The 19,557-nt window shown below is 44.0% G+C and carries 15 protein-coding genes; 11 read left to right on the top strand and 4 right to left on the bottom strand.

The features are described 5' to 3' along the window. Window positions 1–169 precede the first annotated feature (169 nt). Genes HXT48_RS05980 through HXT48_RS05970 form a run of 3 tightly spaced genes read right to left on the bottom strand, consistent with a single transcriptional unit; the run spans window position 170 to window position 4,124 of the window. Entirely contained in the window at window positions 170–1,255 is a 1,086-nt protein-coding gene (locus tag HXT48_RS05980) for a ribonuclease H family protein (RefSeq protein WP_012913842.1), read from the bottom strand. A 35-nt stretch (window positions 1,256–1,290) separates the two neighbouring features. Continuing rightward, a complete protein-coding gene (pgm, locus tag HXT48_RS05975) occupies window positions 1,291–2,964 on the bottom strand; it encodes a phosphoglucomutase (alpha-D-glucose-1,6-bisphosphate-dependent) (protein WP_421793036.1) in 1,674 nt (557 codons plus the stop codon). A gap of 35 nt (window positions 2,965–2,999) precedes the next feature. Further along, window positions 3,000–4,124 (bottom strand): diacylglycerol/lipid kinase family protein, encoded by a 1,125-nt coding sequence (locus tag HXT48_RS05970; protein WP_004110202.1) that lies wholly within the window; start codon window positions 4,122–4,124, stop codon window positions 3,000–3,002. A 381-nt stretch (window positions 4,125–4,505) separates the two neighbouring features. Between HXT48_RS05970 and HXT48_RS05965 the strand changes: the two genes are divergently transcribed. From HXT48_RS05965 to HXT48_RS05945, 5 genes are all read left to right on the top strand, one after another. Continuing rightward, window positions 4,506–6,323: a L,D-transpeptidase gene (locus HXT48_RS05965; protein ID WP_004110203.1), complete on the top strand. Its 1,818-nt coding sequence runs from the start codon at window positions 4,506–4,508 to the stop codon at window positions 6,321–6,323. Beyond that, on the top strand, window positions 6,320–7,804 hold the full coding sequence (locus HXT48_RS05960; RefSeq protein ID WP_004110204.1) for an App1 family protein: 1,485 nt from the start codon (window positions 6,320–6,322) through the stop codon (window positions 7,802–7,804). The genes HXT48_RS05965 and HXT48_RS05960 overlap by 4 nt, the downstream gene beginning before the upstream one ends. A gap of 89 nt (window positions 7,805–7,893) precedes the next feature. Next, window positions 7,894–10,374, top strand: a complete 2,481-nt coding sequence (locus HXT48_RS05955; RefSeq protein ID WP_004110205.1) for a S9 family peptidase — start codon at window positions 7,894–7,896, stop codon at window positions 10,372–10,374. 169 nt (window positions 10,375–10,543) lie between these two features. Continuing rightward, on the top strand, window positions 10,544–11,254 hold the full coding sequence (locus tag HXT48_RS05950) for a Crp/Fnr family transcriptional regulator (protein WP_004110206.1): 711 nt from the start codon (window positions 10,544–10,546) through the stop codon (window positions 11,252–11,254). A gap of 58 nt (window positions 11,255–11,312) precedes the next feature. Next, on the top strand, window positions 11,313–13,634 hold the full coding sequence (locus HXT48_RS05945; RefSeq protein WP_421793035.1) for a transglycosylase domain-containing protein: 2,322 nt from the start codon (window positions 11,313–11,315) through the stop codon (window positions 13,632–13,634). Window positions 13,635–13,777: 143 nt separating this feature from the next. Here the strand turns inward: HXT48_RS05945 and HXT48_RS05940 are convergent, their stop codons facing one another. Further along, window positions 13,778–14,932, bottom strand: coding sequence for a quinone-dependent dihydroorotate dehydrogenase (locus tag HXT48_RS05940; protein ID WP_033888573.1), 1,155 nt, complete (start codon window positions 14,930–14,932; stop codon window positions 13,778–13,780). Between the two features lie 203 nt (window positions 14,933–15,135). On the opposite strand from HXT48_RS05940, the gene HXT48_RS05935 reads away from it, so the two are divergent. The 6 genes from HXT48_RS05935 (at window position 15,136) to rplI (ending at window position 19,367) form a co-directional block, all read left to right on the top strand. Beyond that, the gene (locus HXT48_RS05935; RefSeq protein ID WP_004105415.1) at window positions 15,136–15,993 is read left to right on the top strand and encodes a DeoR/GlpR family DNA-binding transcription regulator; all 858 of its coding nucleotides are present in this window, start codon (window positions 15,136–15,138) and stop codon (window positions 15,991–15,993) included. 512 nt (window positions 15,994–16,505) lie between these two features. Next, window positions 16,506–17,078, top strand: a complete 573-nt coding sequence (locus HXT48_RS05930) for a peptidase (RefSeq protein WP_421793034.1) — start codon at window positions 16,506–16,508, stop codon at window positions 17,076–17,078. Window positions 17,079–17,491: 413 nt separating this feature from the next. Beyond that, window positions 17,492–17,788: a 30S ribosomal protein S6 gene (gene rpsF / locus HXT48_RS05925; protein WP_004574062.1), complete on the top strand. Its 297-nt coding sequence runs from the start codon at window positions 17,492–17,494 to the stop codon at window positions 17,786–17,788. Window positions 17,789–17,938: 150 nt separating this feature from the next. Then, window positions 17,939–18,520 carry a single-stranded DNA-binding protein gene (locus tag HXT48_RS05920; protein WP_004110230.1) on the top strand — a complete coding sequence of 194 codons (582 nt, stop codon included), beginning with the start codon at window positions 17,939–17,941 and terminating at the stop codon, window positions 18,518–18,520. Between the two features lie 135 nt (window positions 18,521–18,655). Next, the gene (gene rpsR / locus HXT48_RS05915) at window positions 18,656–18,904 is read left to right on the top strand and encodes a 30S ribosomal protein S18 (protein ID WP_004105399.1); all 249 of its coding nucleotides are present in this window, start codon (window positions 18,656–18,658) and stop codon (window positions 18,902–18,904) included. Window positions 18,905–18,920: 16 nt separating this feature from the next. Continuing rightward, complete coding sequence (gene rplI, locus HXT48_RS05910) at window positions 18,921–19,367, top strand: 50S ribosomal protein L9 (RefSeq protein WP_004110231.1); 447 nt, start codon at window positions 18,921–18,923, stop codon at window positions 19,365–19,367. Window positions 19,368–19,557 lie beyond the last annotated feature (190 nt).

The following is a 19,557-nucleotide window of genomic DNA, read 5'->3' as shown; positions in this document are numbered from 1 at the left end:
GACCTGCTTTCGCGCTCAAAGTGTAACGCGCGAAAGCAACTCGGAGCGTGAGCTTGCTCAAGTTGAAAGCACGGTGTGCTTTCAACGCAAGCTCAGTAGCGAGCGCGCCTAGACCGCGCGAGCGATCTACTACGTTTGGAGCTCAACGCCGAGCAAATTCCAAAGTAACCTATGAAAGGTAGAAGGCGGTTGGAGATAAATGCAAGGTGCCGTCTGGTTCTACGTAGCCGTTTACGTTGATTGTGCCGGAAATAAAGCGCGCTTCGCCGTTAAAACTTGGGCTTGTGTTTGGTGGTGGAGTAAATTGCAGCACGCCAGAAACACTTAATCCTTGAACTGGTTTAGATGCAGTTTGCGTAACATTTTGCTTTGTTTTTGGAACTTCTTGAACAATAGTTATAGCGTCTTGCTGGTGTGCGTCTTGCTGGTGTGCATCTTGTTCATTTTCTATTGATAGTGCATCTTTTTCGCTATTTTCTAACGTTTCACGCTTTGTTTCACGCGCTTGTTCGCGCGCTGATTCATTTGCAGATTCAGTTAGATCACTAGTGTTTTTACTATTTTGTGCAGAAAAATCAGGATTAATATCTTCGCCAACTGTGCGTTCAAGATGGTATTTTGCATGAGAAATTTTGCCATCTAAAAGCATTTTCGCATCACTTGGCACATTCGTACCTTTTGCATATTCAGAAGCAAGAAGCGACTTCCAGCCTTCTAAAGGCAAGTATCCGTCCTTCAAACCATTTCGGCAATCTTCCGCATATCCGCGCGCTAATGTATCAACTTTTTCGTTTCCTTCGTTTCCTGCGTGACCCTTAACCCACACGAATTTTACGGCGCCTTCGCGCTTAGTAATTTCCGCGTCGATTGCTCGAATCAGCTCGGCATTTTTAACAGGTTCATTTTTAGAGTTTTTCCAACCGTTCTTTTTCCATCCGTGAATCCACGTAGTTGCGCAGTTTATAGCGTATTGTGAATCACTTTCGATTGTGAGCGGCTCTCTTCCAGGATGTGCTCGTAAAGCTTCCAAAACCGCGCATAATTCGCCAATTTGATTTGTGCCATTAGTTGCGCCTCCAGCATCTGCATTGCCTGTGTGATGATGTTCGTTAGAGCTACCAGACTCGTCAATGTGATCTGCCCACGCCCAACCCATTGAACCATTTGGGTTTCCGAGCGCGGAACCGTCTGTTGAAACAACAATCATGACAAAACCTTTCAAAAATGCGCCGGCTGCAGATTGCAACCAGCGCAATTAGTAGATTTCTTTATTTACGCAAGATTATTACGTTACGCTAAAGCCTTGTCGACTACAGCAGTAGCTTCCTCAAGCACCTTGTCAAGTGCTTCTGGAGAAACGAAGGATTCTGCGTAAACCTTGTAAATATTCTCGGTACCAGATGGGCGAGCAGCGAACCAGTTGTTCTTCGTCGTCACCTTCAAGCCACCAATCTTTGCGCCGTTTCCAGGAGCTTCTGTAAGCTTTGCGGTAATATCTTCGCCGGCAAGCTTGGTTGCTTCCACGTCGTTGCCGCTCAAAGCTGCGAACTTCTGCTTCTGCTCAAGCGTGGTTGGGGTATCAACGCGCTTATACCAGCTTTCGCCAAAGCGCGCAACCTGATCCTGGTGAAGCTGAGCTGGGTTCTTGCCAGTCTTTGCAGTAATTTCCGCAGCGAGTAAATCAGGAATCAAACCATCCTTATCGGTGGTCCACACGCGACCATCTTTGCGCAAGAAGCTCATGCCGGAGCTTTCCTCGCCGCCGAAAGCAACTTCGCCGCTAAAGAGTGGGTCAACGAACCACTTGAATCCAACAGGAACTTCCACAAGCTTTGCGTTAATAGAAGCAGATACGCGGTCAATCAAGGAAGAAGACACAAGCGTCTTGCCGATAGCAGTATTCTTTGGCCAATCTGGGCGAGCACCGCCGAACAAGTACTCCACGCACACCGCGATGTAATGGTTCGGGTTCATAACGCCCCAGTTCGGGCACACAATACCGTGACGGTCAGCATCTGGATCGGTGCCGCCAACCAAATCGTACTTATCCCAAGCGCCAGCGTTAAGCTGATCAACTAAGCCCTTCATTGCGTAAGGGGAGCTTGGGTCCATACGAATCTTGCCATCGTGGTCAATAGTCATGAATCGCCAAGTTGGGTCAACTTCTGGACGCACAACGCCAATGTTCAGGCCGTACTTTTCGTTCATAAGTGGCCAGTAGTTTACGCTTGCGCCGCCGAGTGGGTCAATTCCCAAACGTACGCCGCTGGAACGAATCACGTCGAAGTCGATTACGTTTGCCAAGTCGCTTACGTAATGTTCGCGGTAATCGAAGCCTTCAACCAAATCAGACTTGATTGCTTCCTCGAAAGGCACGCGCTTTACGGACTTGTAGTTGTCGAGCAATTCGTTTGCGCGGTTTGCAATCGCATTAGTTACGTCTGCAGGTGCAGGGCCGCCGGTTACAGGATCGTACTTAAAACCACCGTCGGTTGGAGGATTGTGCGAAGGAGTGACAACAATGCCATCAGCCAAGCCGTCTCCGCTAAAACGCTGAGTGCCGTCGGCTGCGCGATTATGAGTCAAAATAGCTTGGGACACAACAGGAGTTGGCACGAAGTCGCCGCGAGAATCCACGCGAACGTGAACTCCGTTAGCAACCAAAACCTCAATAGCGGTTTTTTGAGCAGGCTCAGAAAGAGCGTGCGTATCGCGACCAATATAAAGAGGGCCAGTTACGCCAGCGCTCTTGCGATATTCAGCAATAGCTTGCGTAATAGCCACAATATGAGCTTCGTTAAACGAAGTTTTCAAAGCGGAACCACGATGACCGGACGTGCCGAAAATCACGCGCTGTTCTGGAATGTTGGAATTTGGAACTTCATCATAGTAAGCGCCAACCAAAGCGTCGACGTCGACTAGATCTTCTGGGGTGGCGGGCATTCCCGCATTTTTTGCTACCATAATTTTTTATTTTGCCACGGCGCTTGTATTTTATATTATTCACTCACAGTAACGCTGGTTTTTACGCTTGCTGGCACGCGCACGCACAGGGCTTGTTTATCAACAGTGAAGCGCAAATGCTTTGTGTAACCCAAAATGTCGCCGTCCACCTGCACTGGCGCCGCTTTTTCCAACTGCACTTCCGCGCTAAATCCTTGCGTTTGGTCAATTCTGGAGCCTGCGGATAGCGACTCCTGCTGCAGAGCGTGACCGGTTACGGTTTGGTGTACTACTCCGCGGAATAAATTAGCCCAGCCGATTAATCCGCCCGAAGTGTCAATAATTTCAAAGTCGAGCACGCCGTCGTCGTAAGCGGCTTCTGGCATTAGCGAGAACATAGGAATTTGCCCGCAGTTTCCTGCCATAAGGGTTCGGAAGGTGAGTCCTTTTAGTACGCTTTCGTCGCCGTTTGATCTTTGTAAGGTAACGGTTGCACGATACTTCGGCATAAACAAATGTTTAACTCCGGCCACAAAATAAGCAAGCCAACTAATGTTTTTCTTTAGCTTCGGGTCTGTGTCGTCAATCATAAGCGCATCAAAGCCAATTCCGGCAATAATCAAAAACGCATGGCCGTGGTCCTCTTTCGGATTGTCCAGAATCGTTACTCGCCCAACATCAACCTGCCTAGATCCATGCGAAGTAGCCACGCGCAATGCAGCTTCCACATCGTTTACAGGTATGCCCATGTTTCTTGCAAAAAGATTTCCGGTGCCAATAGGAATAATTCCCATAGCGTGTCCTTTGCCGCTTACTGCGCTCGCAACTGTTCTAACTGTGCCGTCTCCGCCAACTGCCACAACAACGTTCGCTCCGTTGGAAAGTGCTTCTTGTGCGCATTCACGTCCGTCTTTATCTAACTGAGTGTCTATTATTTCGTAAGTTAGTTTGCGCTTGTCGCAATAATTTTGAATACTTTCGCGGTAAGATTCTGCCTGCGGCTTTGAAGGATTTAGAATAAACGCGTAATGTACAGAGTCGCCGTGTCGTTTTGCGAGTTTTTTCGCTAAATGATGCCGTTTCATGGCGCGCGTAACAATCATGATGACGAATGGAGCGAGTACAAGCGCGAATACAATCATCATAAGAGCAATAGTCGCTTGAATAGGCATAATTGGCATACCCTCTATTCTTGCACATTATTTCTATTGCTACGATAAATTTTGCTTAATACTGTGAATATTTACGTTTTTTACACATTTGTATAGTATGTATTGTTTTTATAAATATCGTTTATTGCTTGTATTAGATGTTTATTAGTTACTCATCAGGTGTCGGCTAGTTGCTAGTTAATTGTGCATTTTGCTGCTTTTGCTTGTTCTTTGCTCGTTTTTCACGTGTATTATTCGCATTAATTCTGTACTAAATATTTAGTTAGTTATATAGCTAGTTATGTAACCAGTTATGCTCTCCTGCTTCGCTAATACTAATTTCGTGCGTCGCTAGTGGTAAACTATGCAAGCGTGTCTGTCGCATATAATTATTAAGCAGAGGTTTTGAATATGGCTGAATTACAGCAAAATTTTGAGGGAGATGAATCCCTCAATATTACACCTAGTAATATGCCTGATGATGCTAGTGACGATACTGTTGCTTTTATGCAGGTTCCTCAAAGTCATGTAGAAGATCAAATAGCTGATAATTCTGTTAATTATGAGGGAACTCTTGCTGATAATTTAGGCGAAGTCGCCGATGAAGAAGATACTTCTGGAGACATTGTTGACGATATCGTTGAAGATATTGCGGGTAATAAGAAGAATGTGTTTGGTAATAATGCTGCATCTTATGGCATGTATGCAAATGCAACTCCTGCCGATTCAACTGCAACCGATTCATTTAGAGTAGTAGAGCCGAAAGCAAAGAAACATCGTACGAATCGTTCCGCACTGGCGTTGATGTATTCGCTTCTTATCTTTGTTATTTTGTTAGCAGCAGCATTTTTTGCACTTCATTTGTATTTCAACAATCGAGTTGCTCCAGGTGTTGATTTTGGTGATGCTTCTATTACGCGCAATCTCACTGGCTATCAGGAAGATTCTGTAAGCAAGACTGTTCAGAATGCTGTGGATCATAGCGAATTAGAAATTAGTGACGATCAAGGAAATAGTATTGATGCAGATTTGAGTCAGCTTGGTGTCAAGATTGATAAGAACGCAACTGTAAAAGCTATTATGAATGCTAAGCGAGATAATTTATTTACTCGTATTATGCCTTGGGTTCATCAAACTGTGAGCTTGAAAGCTGTACGTGATGATTCTGCTTTGGATTCGTACTTATTGCATAAGTTTATTCGTGAGAAGGATCGTGCTGTACCTTATAGTGCAGTTTTCGACAAGGATTCTGAATCTTACAAGGTAGAGGATGGCATACCTGGTCGCACTATAGAAACTATGTCTGTTCGTGAAGCAGTAAAAAAGTTAATTGCTTACCCTGGTAAAACAGTAAAAGTTTCTGTTACATCTCGACGCACTGACGCTCCTATTAAGCTTGATGCAGCGCAGAAACTTGTAAATGATTTAAATAAACTTCTTGAGAAAAAAATCACGTTTAATAACGGTGACGGTAAAGATTTTACGGTTCCAAAAGAAGCGATTGCGTCTTGGATCAGTATAAAAGCAGATACGACTCGCCGTAAGCTTTCTTACACAATTGATGCAGATAAAGCAGATTATTATTTGTCTCAAGTTCTTCCAAAAGAACTTAATCAGCAAAAAATTAATCAAGAAGATGCAATTGATAAAGAAGGTAGGTTTATTTTCACAACGCTTAAAGGTTCTAATGGTGTTGAAATTAACTATTCCAATAGTGTTGCGAAAAAGGCTGTAGAATCTTTGCGCAATGGCAATGATTTCAAGATGGCTGTTCCTGCGAAAATCACTAAGTTTACCGTTGAAAAGAAGCTTGTTGAAATGCGCATTGTTGTTGACAAAACAACCCAAACGGCTTCTGTTTATAAGAATGATGAACTTGTAAAAACATTCCCTGTTTGCACAGGTAAGCGCGGTGCTGATGATTCAGCTTCCGGCACATTCTTTATTTACTTGCGTTATGCTTCACAAGATATGCGCGGTAGGAACGGCGATGGCTCTCCTTACTTCTCTCCTGGAGTGCGTTGGGTTAGCTATTACCATGGTGGAGAAGGCTTCCACACTGCTTCTTGGAATTATAAGGGTATTGCAACTGGCGATGCTGCAAATCACGGCTCTCATGGTTGCATAAACATGTATGAGCAGGATGCTCGCTGGATTTTTGAAAATTGCCCACGTGGCACTATTGTACAAATTGTTGGCACGACTCCAGATGGTCCGGTACGCGAATGAGCGAATCTGTGGGTAACTCACTTAACAAAGATGAACGCGCCGAAGAACTTTTGCTTTCTGCGCGTTCTAATCTTGAGTGTGTGCAAAGTCCACAATCTACTCCGAAGTTAGCTGCGTCTAGACGAATTAGCAGCGCGCCAATTCCTGTGCATGTTACTGCAACATTGTTTGACACTCCGTCTAAAGCTGAGTGTATTGACAATAAGCCATTGCTTGTGCGTTTTGGTCGCAGGCTCGTTACGTCTATTGTCGGCATGTGGATGCGTCTTGCTGGTCGTGTTGCTCGTCGTCTTGGCTGGTTTCCAAGTGTTGAGCCATATATTGGGTATGGAACGCATAGATATGCTCGCTTGATTTGCAGAACTGTGTATGCTCCAAAGCTTGGTCATCATTCTGCTCTAAAACGCGGAATTTACGCGATGCTTGTTGTTCCTGCTGTGCGTGTGCGCGTGGCTTTGTCTATTGACGGTATTCCTGTAGAAACAGCTCAAATTGGCGATTCTGAAATATACGATAAGCCTGAAGGTTCGCGCGATGGTAGTGCAGAGTATTGTATTTCTGACCGTGCAGGGTATTTAGATTTAATTACTGAGCGCGCTTTAGAGCCTGGTCGTCACGTTGTTTCGTATTCTGTTAGTGACCGTGAGCCTGTAAAAGCGAGCTTGTTTGCTATTGACGCAAATGTTCCTGTTGGTGTTATTTCGGACGTTGACGACACTATTATGGTAACTCAAGCGCCTTCGCCAATTCGTGCTGCTTATAACTTGCTTATTATGAATCCTGCTCATCGTTCGCCAGTTACTGGAATGTCTGAGTTTTTCCAGTCTTTAGAGCGTTTACGTGACGATATTCCATTTTTCTATCTTTCTACTTCTCCGTGGAATGTTGAGGCTTCAATTCGTCACTTTATTGATCGCGAAAAGTTTCCTGAGGGTCCTCTTCTTCTTCGTGATTTGGATCCACGTCCTAAAACTTTTATTCCAAACGGACCGCAACATAAATTAGAATTTGCAACTCAGCTTATGGATGATTTTCCTGGCATGCGTTTTGTGCTTATTGGCGATGATGGTCAAAAGGATCCTTTAACGTATGCGAATATTATTCGTAAGCATCCAGGTCGTGTGCTTGCAGTAGGTATTAGGCAATTGCGTAAGCGTGCTACTGTTGAGGATTTTCGTCGTAAATTATCTCGTGATTTTGCGGTTGCTTTAAGTGCATCTAAGCGTGCGTATGTTTTTTCGGATGCTCTTGATACTACGTGTGAAGCTGCGCAAGAAATTCCTACTATGGCGATCGAAAAATTACATAATGCCAATGAGTTTTCTGGTGATATTGATGATTTTGATGATGCTCAAATGCGCATAATTGAAGCAGAAGGTGCTGTTGGTACTTTGCAAGGCGTGCCATTTTTTGCAGCTCCTCAAGGCAAAGATTTAGCCAAAGTAATGCTTCCGTTTATAGAGGAAGCGATTGCGAAATAGTATAAAATAATTGCAAAATAATTTTGTAATATTAAAGAATTGCAGAAAATATTTCGTTACTAATATATAAAAGCTGAAGAAAATACTTAATGAAAATTAAAAGAGGTGTAGCTATGAATAATCAAGATTTTGCGAAGCCAAAAGCGGCAGAACGCATACCGTCGACGCGTGAATTCCATGGCGACACTTATATAGACGAATATGCTTGGATGAAAGATCGCAATAATCCTAAGCTTATGGAATACATCAATAGTCAAAATGCTTATACTGAACAGCGTGTAAAGCACTTAGAAAACTTGCGTTCTACATTATTTGACGAGTTGCGCTCAAGAGTTCAAGAAACAGACATGTCTGTTCCTGTGCGCATGAATAATTACTGGTATTACGTGCGCACTGAAAAAGGCAAACAATACGCTGTGCAATGCCGTATGAAAGTCAAAAATAGTGACGATTGGAATCCGCCAACTATCGACAATTCTGCAAAACCTGGCACAACTGATGGTGAAGAAATTTTATTTGATGCAAACCTTGAATCTGAGCACTCTGGTGGCAAGTTCTTTAGAGTCGGTGGAATGGATTTGAGTACCGACGGTTTGAGAATGCTGTACGGTGTCGACACTCAAGGCGATGAACGCTTTAACTATTTTATTCGTGACTTTTCTACAAAAACATGTTCTTGGTTGCAGTTAGAAGAATCGTGGGAAAATCTTGCTTCTGCTTCACTTTCTCCAGATGGAAAATGGGTGTTTTATGTAAAGCTTGATGATGCTTGGCGTCCTTATCAAGTTTGGAGGCATAAGGTTGGCACTAGCGTTTCTAATGATGTAAAAGTTTTTGAAGAAACTGACGAGCGATTTTTTGTTGACGTGTATGAAAGTTTTGACGAACGATACATGATGATCAGCAGTAGTTCAAAGACTACGTCGCGCGTGCTTATGCTTCCTTTGAGCAATCCTGAAGGCGAATTCCGTATGGTTATTGAGCCGGTTGAGGGGGTGGAATACGATATTTCTTTCGCTTGCTTTGAGAATGCTGGCGAAAATGGTGAAGATATTCCAATTGCGATTGTGTGCCATAACGCTAAAAATCCTAATTTTGAAATTGACATTATTGATATGAGAGGAAATTCCGGCAAGTTTGATGAGCATATAACGTATAAGCTTTCGGATGGAGTATGTGTTGCGTCGGGTTCTCCTTATGGTTGCGAGCAGGGAGATGCTTGGCAACAAGGTGCTGGAAGTGAGCCTATTACAAAGCCTTATAATTCGCCTCAAAATCCTGAAATATTGCAAAATGCAGTTGGATTGAGCATAAGCGGATTGTCAATGTACAAAAATTATGTGGCACTAGCTTATCGTTCTCAAGGTTTGCCGCATTTGGCTGTAATGAGCAAGAAGCGCGCTGTTGAAGATTTTTTGCAAGCAAAACCGTGGCGTTTTTGCGAAGTGCGACCGCTTTCTTCCCAGCTTGCGAATCAATTTACGGATCAACTTTCTTCTCAACTTGTGGATCAAGCGCAAGCCGAATCACGTGCTGCGCTCGCAAATATTTCACAAGAAGAAATCAACAATAATCGCCTATTGAGTATTTCTATGACTGGAAATCCTTCGTACGAAGCTCCGCGTATGCGTTACGCTTTTGGTAGTTATGCGACTTTAGGTCAACTTCGCGAGTTGGATCCTTTAACAGGCGAAGATGTGTTGCTCAAGCAAGGTAAAATTTTAGGTGAATTTAATGAGCGCAATTATGCTGAAAAGCGCGTTTGGATTACTGCTCGAGATGGTGAGCGTGTGCCAGTGTCTCTTGTGTGGCGTCCGGATAAAATTTCTCAAACTGACTCAATGTTTATTACTGGTTATGGAGCGTATGAAGTTAGTTCAGACCCTACTTTTTCTGTCGGTCGCTTGAGTTTGCTGGATCGCGGCGTGTTATATGCGCAAGTGCATGTGCGAGGCGGCGGCGAAATGGGTCGTGCGTGGTATGAACAGGGTAGGCGCGTCAATAAAAAGCATACTTTTGAAGATTTTGCTGATGCCACGCGTGCTTTGCAAAATGCTGGTTTTGCTTCCGCTTGTCATACTGTTGCAAACGGTGGTTCAGCAGGAGGCTTGCTTATGGGTGCTATAGCAAATATGGCTCCGGAATGTTATGCAGGAATTGAAGCAGACGTGCCTTTTGTAGATGCCCTTACGTCTATGCTCGACTCTTCTTTGCCGCTTACTGTAACAGAGTGGGATGAGTGGGGCAATCCACTCGATGATCCTGAAGCTTATGCTTATATGAAATCGTATACTCCTTACGAAAATGTGCCTTGCGTAAAAATGGAAGATGGTTGCAAAAAGTTAGCTGATTTTCCGAAAATCTTAATCACGTCCTCTATTCACGACACGCGCGTGCTTGTTACGGAACCTTTAAAATGGCTCGCTAAATTGCAAGCTTCTGGAGTTGACGCAATTGCTCGTATTGAAACTGACGGTGGTCACGGTGGCACTTCTGGCAGGTACAGGCAATGGCAGGAGTTAGCTTATGAAAACGCATGGTGCCTGCATGTTATGGGTATAAACAGTTAGTTGGAAGCGGCAGAAACTTTACTGCGTTGTAAAGTAAATGTCGTTTCCACGCCTTTCGTGATATCATGGGTCAAGTGATGTGCGTTTTTCGCTTGCGTTTGCGCTCATTTACATACAGGTAGTTCAATGGAGATATCTACTTATTGCTTAATGAAGGGGTAGAGCAGCAATGGCAACACTCAACGTTGACAGCGATGAATTTTCACTGCAACATACCGCATTGTTTAAGCAAGTTCCAGCTGATCAAGTAAAAGAATTGATGCAGTATTTACAAGAATCAACATTTAAAAAAGGTTCTGCAATTTTTAATGAAGGCGATACTGACCATCGAATGTACTTGCTTGAGCGAGGAAGAGTAAAATTAGTTCGTCATTCAAACGACAATCGTGTGCAATTGTTAAGTATTCACACTCCTGGCGAAATTCTAGGCGAAATTCCCGTTTTTGACCCTAGCGGCGGTCCTCGTACAGCTTCAGCAATATCTATTACCAACAATACTAGAGTTTTATGGCTAGAAAATGACGTGTTATTCCATTGGTTAAACAATCACCCTAGTGTTGCAGTAGATATGCTTCAGGTGCTTGCAGCGCGCATGCGAGCAAATAATGAGCGAATTTCCGATTTAGTTTTTATGGATGTTCCTGCTCGTTTAGCAAAGACTTTGCTGAATTTAGCTTCAAGATTTGGTGAGCCTATGAGCGATGGCTTGCTTGTGCCGCATGATTTAACGCAAGAAGAGCTTGCGCAACTTGTTGGCTCGTCACGCGAAACAGTTAACAAAGCGCTTATGGATTTTGCAAACAGGGGTTGGATTATGCGCCAAGGCAGGTCAATTATTATCTACAAGCCTGGCATGCTTATTCGTCGAGCTGAACGTTAAAATGCGAATGTTTATGATGCTAGTTTTCAAGTAGAGGCAAACCTTTAAAATAGTACGCATGTCGAAAAAGAATTCACTGACTGTTCGCCGTGTGTTAGCACTGTTCCTTACCTACATCACTTTGTGTGTTGCAGGAGGTATTGCAGCAAGTATTATGTTTGTTCCTGGCGTAATGAGCGTGAATAGTGTAGTGAAAACAGTAGTGCCTTCACTTCGCGTTGACGGCATCGATTTTGATGTTACCGCGTTGCCGCAAAAATCGCGACTTTACGCTTCTGATGGCAAAACTATTATTGCAACTTTTTATGCTCAAAATCGCACTGTAGTACCGCTTCGACGCATATCGCAATATATGCAGCGAGCAATGGTTGCTCGTGAAGACCGTCGATTCTTTGAGCATTCCGGCGTAGATATGCAAGGTGTTATTCGCGCATTCGTGCAAACATTCGTTAAAAAGGGAGATATGCAAGGTGGCTCTTCCTTAACTCAGCAATATGTAAAAAATGTGCTTATGATTAAAGCTCGCGAAAATAACGATCCTTTAGCTGAGTATCACGCTTCTGAAGGCACTATTGCACGTAAATTACGCGAAATGCTTATTGCAATTCAAATGGAGAAAAAATACTCTAAACTTGAGATTTTGCAGGGATATTTAAATATTGCGCAGTTCGGTAGCAATAATATTTACGGCGTAGAAACTGCAGCTCATCGCTACTTCAATACGAGCGCTGCAAAACTTAATCTTGTGCAATCAGCAACTATTGCTGCAATTACAAAGAATCCTTCGCGTTATGATCCTTCTATTGAAACAAATCAGCCTGAAGCGCAAAAGCAGCGCAATATTGTACTTGATTTAATGCTTCGTCAAGGTTTTATTACTAAGAGCGAGCATGATTCCGCTGTTGCTATTCCTCTTAAAAGCACTCTTAACATACAGAGGGAAGTTTCTAAAATTGGATGTCAAGCTGCAGGCGACGCAGCATTCTTCTGCGATTATGTGACGAAGAAAATTTTGCACTCTCGCGAGTTTGGTAAAACTGCTGCCATGCGCGAAAAGTTGCTTACTGAGGGTGGTCTTGATATTTACACAACTATGGATTTGCGTGCTAGTAAGGCTGCTATGAAAGCTGCTAGGGATACGATTCCTGTAAATGATAAGAGCGGTTTTGAGGTTTCAATTGCGGCAATTAAGCCTGGAACTGGTGAAGTTTTGGCGTTTGGTAGCAATCGTATTTATGATGCTACGGATGCTGCAAAATCAGATCCTACGCATACGGCTTTGAACTACGCTGTCGATGAACGAGATGGTGGCGGTCTCGGTTGGCAAATTGGTTCTACTTGGAAGCCAATTAATATGGTTGCGTGGATGCTTGCTGGAAAGTCAATTAATCAGCCTCTTCGCACTTCTATGCTTTATAATAATGCTGATTTTAATTGCAGCAAATTCCGCGGAGTTGGTAGTTGGTTAGTTCAAAACTCTGGTGGTGGCACAACTAATCCGGAAACTCCTTTGCAAGGTCTTGTGCGCTCGCATAACACCACTCAGGCTTCTATGGCTCAGCAAATTAAGCTGTGTTCAATCGCGGATGCTGCTCGCATACTTGGCTACCACAATTCGCCTCTTGGTCAGGAAAGCGTGTATTCTGCTAACTCGCTTAATCCGCCTATGACGATTGGTTCTGTGCAAGCTTCGCCTTTAACTGTGGCGAATGTGTATGCAACTATTGGTGCTGATGGCGTGGCATGTGATCCTATTGCTATTAAGCGAGTTGTTGACAAAAACGGTAAGCGTTTGAAAGTTCCTAGTGCGCATTGCCATCAAGCAATTCCAAAGGGAATCGCTCAAACTGCTGCTTATGCGCTGAATCAGGGTGTTGTGCAACCTGGCGGCGAGGCTTCAACTACACAACTTGATGGCGGTCGCAAGACTTTCGCAAAAACTGGTACTAACGAGCAGTACTACATGACTACAGCTGGTTTTGTGCCGTATCAAGTTGCTTCGTTTGTGGCAGTTGGTAACGCTGAATCACAGAAAAGCTTTAATGGCATGACTATTAACGGTCGCACAATGGCAGCTTGGTACGGTATGTATATTGCAACCCCAGCGTGGAAACAGTTTATGAACGACTATTTGAAAGCTGCTAACATTCCTGTTGACAACGATTATGGCAAGCCTGATCCAAAGTATACTGCCGGTGGAACTCTGCCCGGCACGCCTAAAAATACTGTTAAAACTGATCAGCAGAAGCGAGATGAAGACGCCAGAAAGCAGGCAGCACAAGAACAGCAGGAAGAAGCTAAGACGCAAAAGAACACGCAAGATCAGTACGGCACTGCTCGCCGCGACGACTATGGTGATTCAGAAACTGATAATTACTAAATGGTATTTGTTAACTCGTAATTGCTAGTTAACTTACTAAATACTAAGTTGTTTTGTGCTGTTCCTTATACAAATAAACCCTTACTTATGCTACTTGATTGTGAGCAAAGTAAGGGTCATTTTTAGCGCAAATACGCACTGTGCTAGTTCAAATCCGCACCAACTGCGTCTGCAACATGCTCAAAGCCGTCGCGCTTCAAAAGATCCGCAAGTCCGCGTTTCAGCGTCGTAATTTGTTGCGGTCCTCTGTACATAAGTGACGTAATAAACATAACCAAGTCAGCGCCTGAGCGAATCTTCTCATATGCTTGCTCTGGCGTAAATACTCCGCCAATGCCTGCAATAGCAAAACGTTCACCAAAAGCTTTGCGCGTGCGTCGAATAAGCTCGTTGCTTGCGCTGTAGGTAGGACCTCCAGAAAGTGCTCCTTGCCAATCTTCCGGAACATCAAGTCCTGCGCGATTCTTTTGCAAGTTTGCAATACTTACTCCGTCAACTTTATGTTCTGCAAGTACGTCAAGCAAAGACTTGAACTGTTCCCAACCGCCGTGTAAATTAAGCGGCATCTTAACTAACGTTGGCTGAGGTCGCTTAATAGTGTCAAGATCAGTGAATAATTTGTCAAGTGCTTCCGGCTGACTAAATGGTTCACCCACACGCGTGTTCGGGCATGAAATATTTACTTCAATTATTGAGCTTTTTCCGGCTGCACGTTCCATAGAAATATGGTAGTCTTCAATTCCTTCTTCCAAGTCGCCAACTAAGTCGTCGTTTGTGCGCGCAATAGAAATAGACATATTCATAGATTTTGCATGCGTCCAAGCTTTCTCGGCTCGTGCAACAACGGCTTCGCTGCCATCGTTTGCTAGTCCTGCGTGTACAAGAATAGAGTCATATTCTGGAAGGCGATGATACCAAGGTTTTTGATTTCCTTCGCATGGTCGGCTTGTGGTAGAGCCAACTGTTTCAAATCCAAAGCCGGCGTTGTCTAACACGGTTGCCATTTGGCAATTTTTATCTAGTCCTGCACTTAAGCCAAACGGGTTTGCAAAATCCACACCCATGACATTAGTTTCTAGCACCGGGTCTGTGTAGTTAAGCATTTCGCGAAGAAGCCACATTAACCCAGGAGTGCGTTCGCTAAATTTGCAAAAATTAATCATGCGATCATGCGCTTCGTCTGGAGGAATGTTAAAAACAAAATGCGGTTTAATAATGTGTTTGTATGAGAATGTAAAAAGGTCTGTCGTTGCTTTATTGACGACATTGTGCAATGAGTGTTCAGAAACGTAATACATACTTATATAGTAGGGCATTATTGTTATATGCGCTATTACTTAGTGTATTTTGTGCGTTTCCTTACTTAACGTGCGTTCGTTTTTGTGCGATTTTTCATAAAACTTGCTTTGCTTGACAACAAAATGTGCGTTCTTTTCGTTTTAATGCCCTGAAACGCTCAATTACGTTTGTTTTTTGCGTTTACGTGTGCGATAATGTTCGTATGATTTCTTCACAGCGTCAACATTTGATTTTAAGCCGTCTCCGTACGCGCGGTGCTGTTCGCATTACTGCGCTTTCTAAAGAGCTGAACGTTTCTGCTATGACGGTTCGCAGGGATATTGCCGAGCTTTCGGATCGTGGGCTTTTAAAGCGCGTTCACGGCGGTGCTGTAACGACTAATACTCTGCTTTCGGAGCCGCTGTTTTCTGTAAAGTCGCAGATGGACATTGGTTTGAAGGATGCAATTGCGCGTTTGGCTGTGGACTATGTTTCTCCTGGGGATGTGATTGCTATTGGCGGCGGTACCACTGCTTATGTGTTTGCGCAGCATTTGCTCGAGTCTCGCAGGGCTTCTGGCATTACGATTTTGACTAATTCGATTCCTGTTGCGGAGCTTGTGCAAGCTTTAGAGTCGAAGGATGTCGAGGTTATTGTTACCGGCGGCGTGATTACGCGTTCCAATTCGCTTGTTGGGCCTATTGCAGATAAAGTTGTTGCTTCTCTTCGTGTGAATACCGTTTTTCTTGGCACGCATTCTGTGTCTCTTCCTCGCGGATTCCTTATGCCAAATTCTCTGGAAGCTGCTACGGATATGGCTTTAATGGATATTGCGGATCGCACGATTATTTTGACGGATCATACTAAATGGAGTTGTACGTCGCTTTCGCTGTTTGCTCGTTTTGATCAGGTTGATACTGTTATTACCGACGATGGTTTGGATGCTGATTCTCAGCTTCGCACGCGTGAGCTTGTAAAGGATTTGGTTTTGGCACCTGTTATTGATGAGCGAGATGTTCTTGATGCGTCTAATGCTGACGATTTAGTGAGTTCTGGAGATTCTGACGATTTGCTTGATTAGTATTTTTGCAAATATTTTTGCAAAGTTTAATTTTGCGCGCTGATGATTTTAATGCCCGAGTGAGTTGTTTACGCGGGCATTTTTGGTTTTTTCTGTTTGGTTTTGCTTCAAGTGTGTCGATGTTTAAACAAATTTCGCCGATAGTTAAATATTGCGTTTTTTGTTGTTTTATAAGGCAGTTAGAGAAATCACAAAACTCAAACCTTAAAGAAAGCTGAAAAAATGTTAAAAAAATCCAGTATATGGTGTGTCGTGTAATTTTTATCAAAAAATACAGAAAAATGCCGTAAATATTTCTGCTTTTTAATGAATATAACGAATATTTATCAAGATTTTTGTATTTTTGATGCTGAGAAACCTGAATTTTAGTGTTGAGTTTTCTGAGAGCTTGCGGTAAGTTTTAACTCAGTTACCTGTTGAATCCCTAGTTCACTGGTACGAGCGGGAAACCGCAAATGGCAAATTTTTCTTCGCATACCCTAGTGCGAAGGAGAAGAAGAAAGGAAAATGTTATGTTGAATAAGAAGACTATCGCCGCATTCGCTGCTGGCGCCACCCTCCTCTCCGGTTTCGCTTTTGCTGTCCCAGCAATGGCTGAGGCTCCTGCAGCTCCTGCAGCTCCTGCAGCTCCTGCAGCTCCTGCAGCTCCTGCAGCTCCTGCAGCTCCTGCAGCTCCTGCAGCTCCTGCTGAACCTACTTATAATAAGTCATTCTATAAGACTGAGACCTTTGAAGAGCTTGATGCTCGTTTGGCTAAGGAGAAGGCAGAGAAGGAAGCTAAGGCTAAGGCTGAAGACGAGAATGATAAGTATGAGCATTCTCCATTTGGCAATAAGGACATGGATTACGCGAAGTGTGTGAAGCTTTACGGTAAGGATTCTCTCGAGTGCAAGGCTGTCGCTGACTACCTCAAGCGTCATGGTCAGAAGGTTGATGACAAGGCTAACGACAAGAAGTCTGATAAGAAGTCTGAAGCTAAGAAGGCTGCTCCATTGGCTAAGACCGGTGCTGCTGTAGCTTTGGCTGCTGTTGCTGCTTCTGTGCTTGCTGGCATGGGTGCTGCTCTTCGCAAGATCCGTCACTAAGCTGAAATCTGATTCAGTGATGAATCATTTGGGCTTTAGCTTATTGGTTGATTGTTGAGTCGGTTTTTCTGTGAATTACTTAGTCTAGTGTGCTAAAAGGTGCGCTAGACTAAGTTTTTTTTATGACAATTTTGTGCTCTGTACGCTCGTGTTCACGTCTTCGTCCTCTTTTTACGCAACTGTAAAGTTTCTGTCGTTATTTGCTGGTTTCGCGGCTTTTTCTTTACGCTGCTGTAAAGTTTCTGCCGCCTGACACCATCGTTTAAGCGCGTAACTCTCGTCGTCACGAGCGTGCTGTAAAATAGCAAAGTTGTGTGCGGTTTTGGTGCTTATCATCAAACATATCGCGCATATTTTGCAAACACACTCCTGCTGTGGAAGGTCCACAGCCGATAGTCCGAAGGAGGTGGGTGATGTCTGCACATAAGTATGAACTGATGTTCATTGCAAATCCTGAACTGGATGAGCACGGTCTTAAGAAGTTGACCGAGCAGTATCTTGAGCTTGTCACCAACGAGGGCGGTTCCGTTGACGGCACCGATTACTGGGGTCGCCGCAAGTTTGCCTACGAAATTGAAGGCAAAACCGAAGGTAACTACGTTGTGGTGAACTACACTGCCGAGCCATCTGTAAGTGACGAACTTGACCGTGTTTTGAACCTTAATGAATCTGTAATCCGCACGAAGATTCTTCGCAAGGACGCTAAGTAAAAACTAGCAAAACTAAGTAAGCTCTAGTGAATTAAATAAAAACTAGTTAAGCTAAATAAATACGTAAACAACCGCGCATAAGTTGCGCACAAAATTGCCAGTAATCACTGATATGTGATTACGAGTAAAGCGAGAAAGAAAAGGCACGATATGGCAGGTGAAACAATTATTACCGTCGTGGGAAATCTCACTTCGGATCCTGAATTAAGGGCACTTTCCAACGGTGCTTCTGTTGCGAGCTTTACCATTGCATCCACACCTAGAACGTTTAATCGTAATACGAATCAGTTCGAGGATGGGCCTGCATTATTTATGCGTTGCTCAGCGTGGAGAGACTTGGCAGAACATTGTGCAAACAGCCTTTCTAAAGGCACGCGCGTGATTGCTCAAGGCAGGTTGTCGCAGCGTTCGTATCAAGCGCAAGACGGCTCGAATCGCACAGTTGTTGAACTTACGGTTGACGAAATTGGTCCATCTTTGCGTTATGCAACTGCGCAAGTTAACCGCCAAAGCTCTTCAACAGGTTTTGCTGGTGGCTCGCGCGCATCAAATGCTGCTGGCGCAGGTTATGCTGGCGGAGCAAATTATGCTGCTAGCCAGGCTGCTTCTCAGCATGCCGCAAATTCTTCAGCGGCTGATCCGTGGAGTGCTGCTGCGCCAACAAACGATAGTTTTTCAACTTTCGGTGCCAATTCTGATTTTGGCGGCGATTCTGAAGAACCTGAGTTCTAGCGTTTTAGTTGAGCTATAGATAGCGTATTTATTTGTTTATTTATGCACTTATTTACGCGCTTACTTAATCCTTATAAATACATCATCAGTTACATGTTATGCAAAAAGCATAACGGATTTGAGAGAGGACATCTTATGTCACGCAAAAGGCCGCAACCACCGGTCAAGCCTTTCAAGAAGAAGCCAAATCCTTTGAAGGCTGCCAAGATTACTGAAATTGATTATAAAGACGTTGCTTTGCTGCGCAAGTTCGTTTCTGACCGCGGCAAGATTCGTTCCCGTCGTATCACCGGCGTAACCGTGCAGGAACAGCGCAAGATCGCGAAGGCAGTGAAGAATGCTCGCGAAATGGCTTTGCTTCCTTACGCCACTACCGGTCGCTGATTGAGAGGATAGGAATATGGCTGAAACCAAGGTTATTCTTACCAAGACTGTTGCCAACCTCGGTCACTCTGGTGACGTTGTTGAAGTTAAGGCTGGCTATGCTCGCAACTACCTGATTCCTCAGGGTCTTGCTTTTGCATGGAACAAGGGTGCTGCTTCCCAGATTGAAGCAATGCGTCGCGCTCGTCTTGCCAAGGCTGTTGCCACTCGTGAAGAGGCAGTTGCAGCTAAGGCTCAGATTGAAGGCACCGTTGTGGAGCTTTCTGCTAAGGTTTCCGAATCCGGCAAGCTTTTCGGTGGCATTTCTGCCGAGAAGATTGCTGCCGCTTTGGCTTCCAAGGCTCAAGTTGAGGCTCGCGCAATTAAGGTTGCTACTATTAAGACCACTGGTGAGTTCCCAGCAACCGTAACATTGCATCCGGAAATCACCGCTTCCTTCACTGTTAAGGTTGTGGCTGAGTAAGTAGCTTTGTGAATTTTACAAAACATGTTGTAGCAAGCAGATTCTTGCTTTTAGTGGTTTTCTGCTTGTAATACATGTGGATTGAACTTAAGCATTAGCTCTGCGTTTGCGTTGTATTGAGTTTTCTCATTGCGATGCTGCGCAGAGTTTTTTTATGCTGCAATATTTTGAAAATGTGAATGTGTTGTAA

Origin of the sequence: Gardnerella sp. KA00127 (genome assembly GCF_049244125.1) — a bacterium.
Classification (GTDB): domain Bacteria; phylum Actinomycetota; class Actinomycetes; order Actinomycetales; family Bifidobacteriaceae; genus Bifidobacterium; species Bifidobacterium swidsinskii.
The sequence above is the reverse complement of the archived record's forward strand: the minus strand, read 5'-3'. Positions and strand labels throughout refer to the sequence as shown.

Bases quoted from the DNA above. Each gene is read 5' to 3' on its own strand.
- HXT48_RS05955 (WP_004110205.1), top strand. From the start codon at position 7,894: ATGAAAATTAAAAGAGGTGTAGCTATGAATAATCAAGATTTTGCGAAG.
- pgm (WP_421793036.1), bottom strand. From the start codon at position 2,964: ATGGTAGCAAAAAATGCGGGAATGCCCGCCACCCCAGAAGATCTAGTC.
- rpsF (WP_004574062.1), top strand. From the start codon at position 17,492: ATGTCTGCACATAAGTATGAACTGATGTTCATTGCAAATCCTGAACTG.
- rplI (WP_004110231.1), top strand. From the start codon at position 18,921: ATGGCTGAAACCAAGGTTATTCTTACCAAGACTGTTGCCAACCTCGGT.
- HXT48_RS05945 (WP_421793035.1), top strand. From the start codon at position 11,313: ATGTCGAAAAAGAATTCACTGACTGTTCGCCGTGTGTTAGCACTGTTC.
- HXT48_RS05920 (WP_004110230.1), top strand. From the start codon at position 17,939: ATGGCAGGTGAAACAATTATTACCGTCGTGGGAAATCTCACTTCGGAT.
- HXT48_RS05960 (WP_004110204.1), top strand. From the start codon at position 6,320: ATGAGCGAATCTGTGGGTAACTCACTTAACAAAGATGAACGCGCCGAA.
- rpsR (WP_004105399.1), top strand. From the start codon at position 18,656: ATGTCACGCAAAAGGCCGCAACCACCGGTCAAGCCTTTCAAGAAGAAG.
- HXT48_RS05940 (WP_033888573.1), bottom strand. From the start codon at position 14,932: ATGTATTACGTTTCTGAACACTCATTGCACAATGTCGTCAATAAAGCA.
- HXT48_RS05950 (WP_004110206.1), top strand. From the start codon at position 10,544: ATGGCAACACTCAACGTTGACAGCGATGAATTTTCACTGCAACATACC.
- HXT48_RS05935 (WP_004105415.1), top strand. From the start codon at position 15,136: ATGATTTCTTCACAGCGTCAACATTTGATTTTAAGCCGTCTCCGTACG.
- HXT48_RS05965 (WP_004110203.1), top strand. From the start codon at position 4,506: ATGGCTGAATTACAGCAAAATTTTGAGGGAGATGAATCCCTCAATATT.
- HXT48_RS05970 (WP_004110202.1), bottom strand. From the start codon at position 4,124: ATGCCAATTATGCCTATTCAAGCGACTATTGCTCTTATGATGATTGTA.
- HXT48_RS05930 (WP_421793034.1), top strand. From the start codon at position 16,506: ATGTTGAATAAGAAGACTATCGCCGCATTCGCTGCTGGCGCCACCCTC.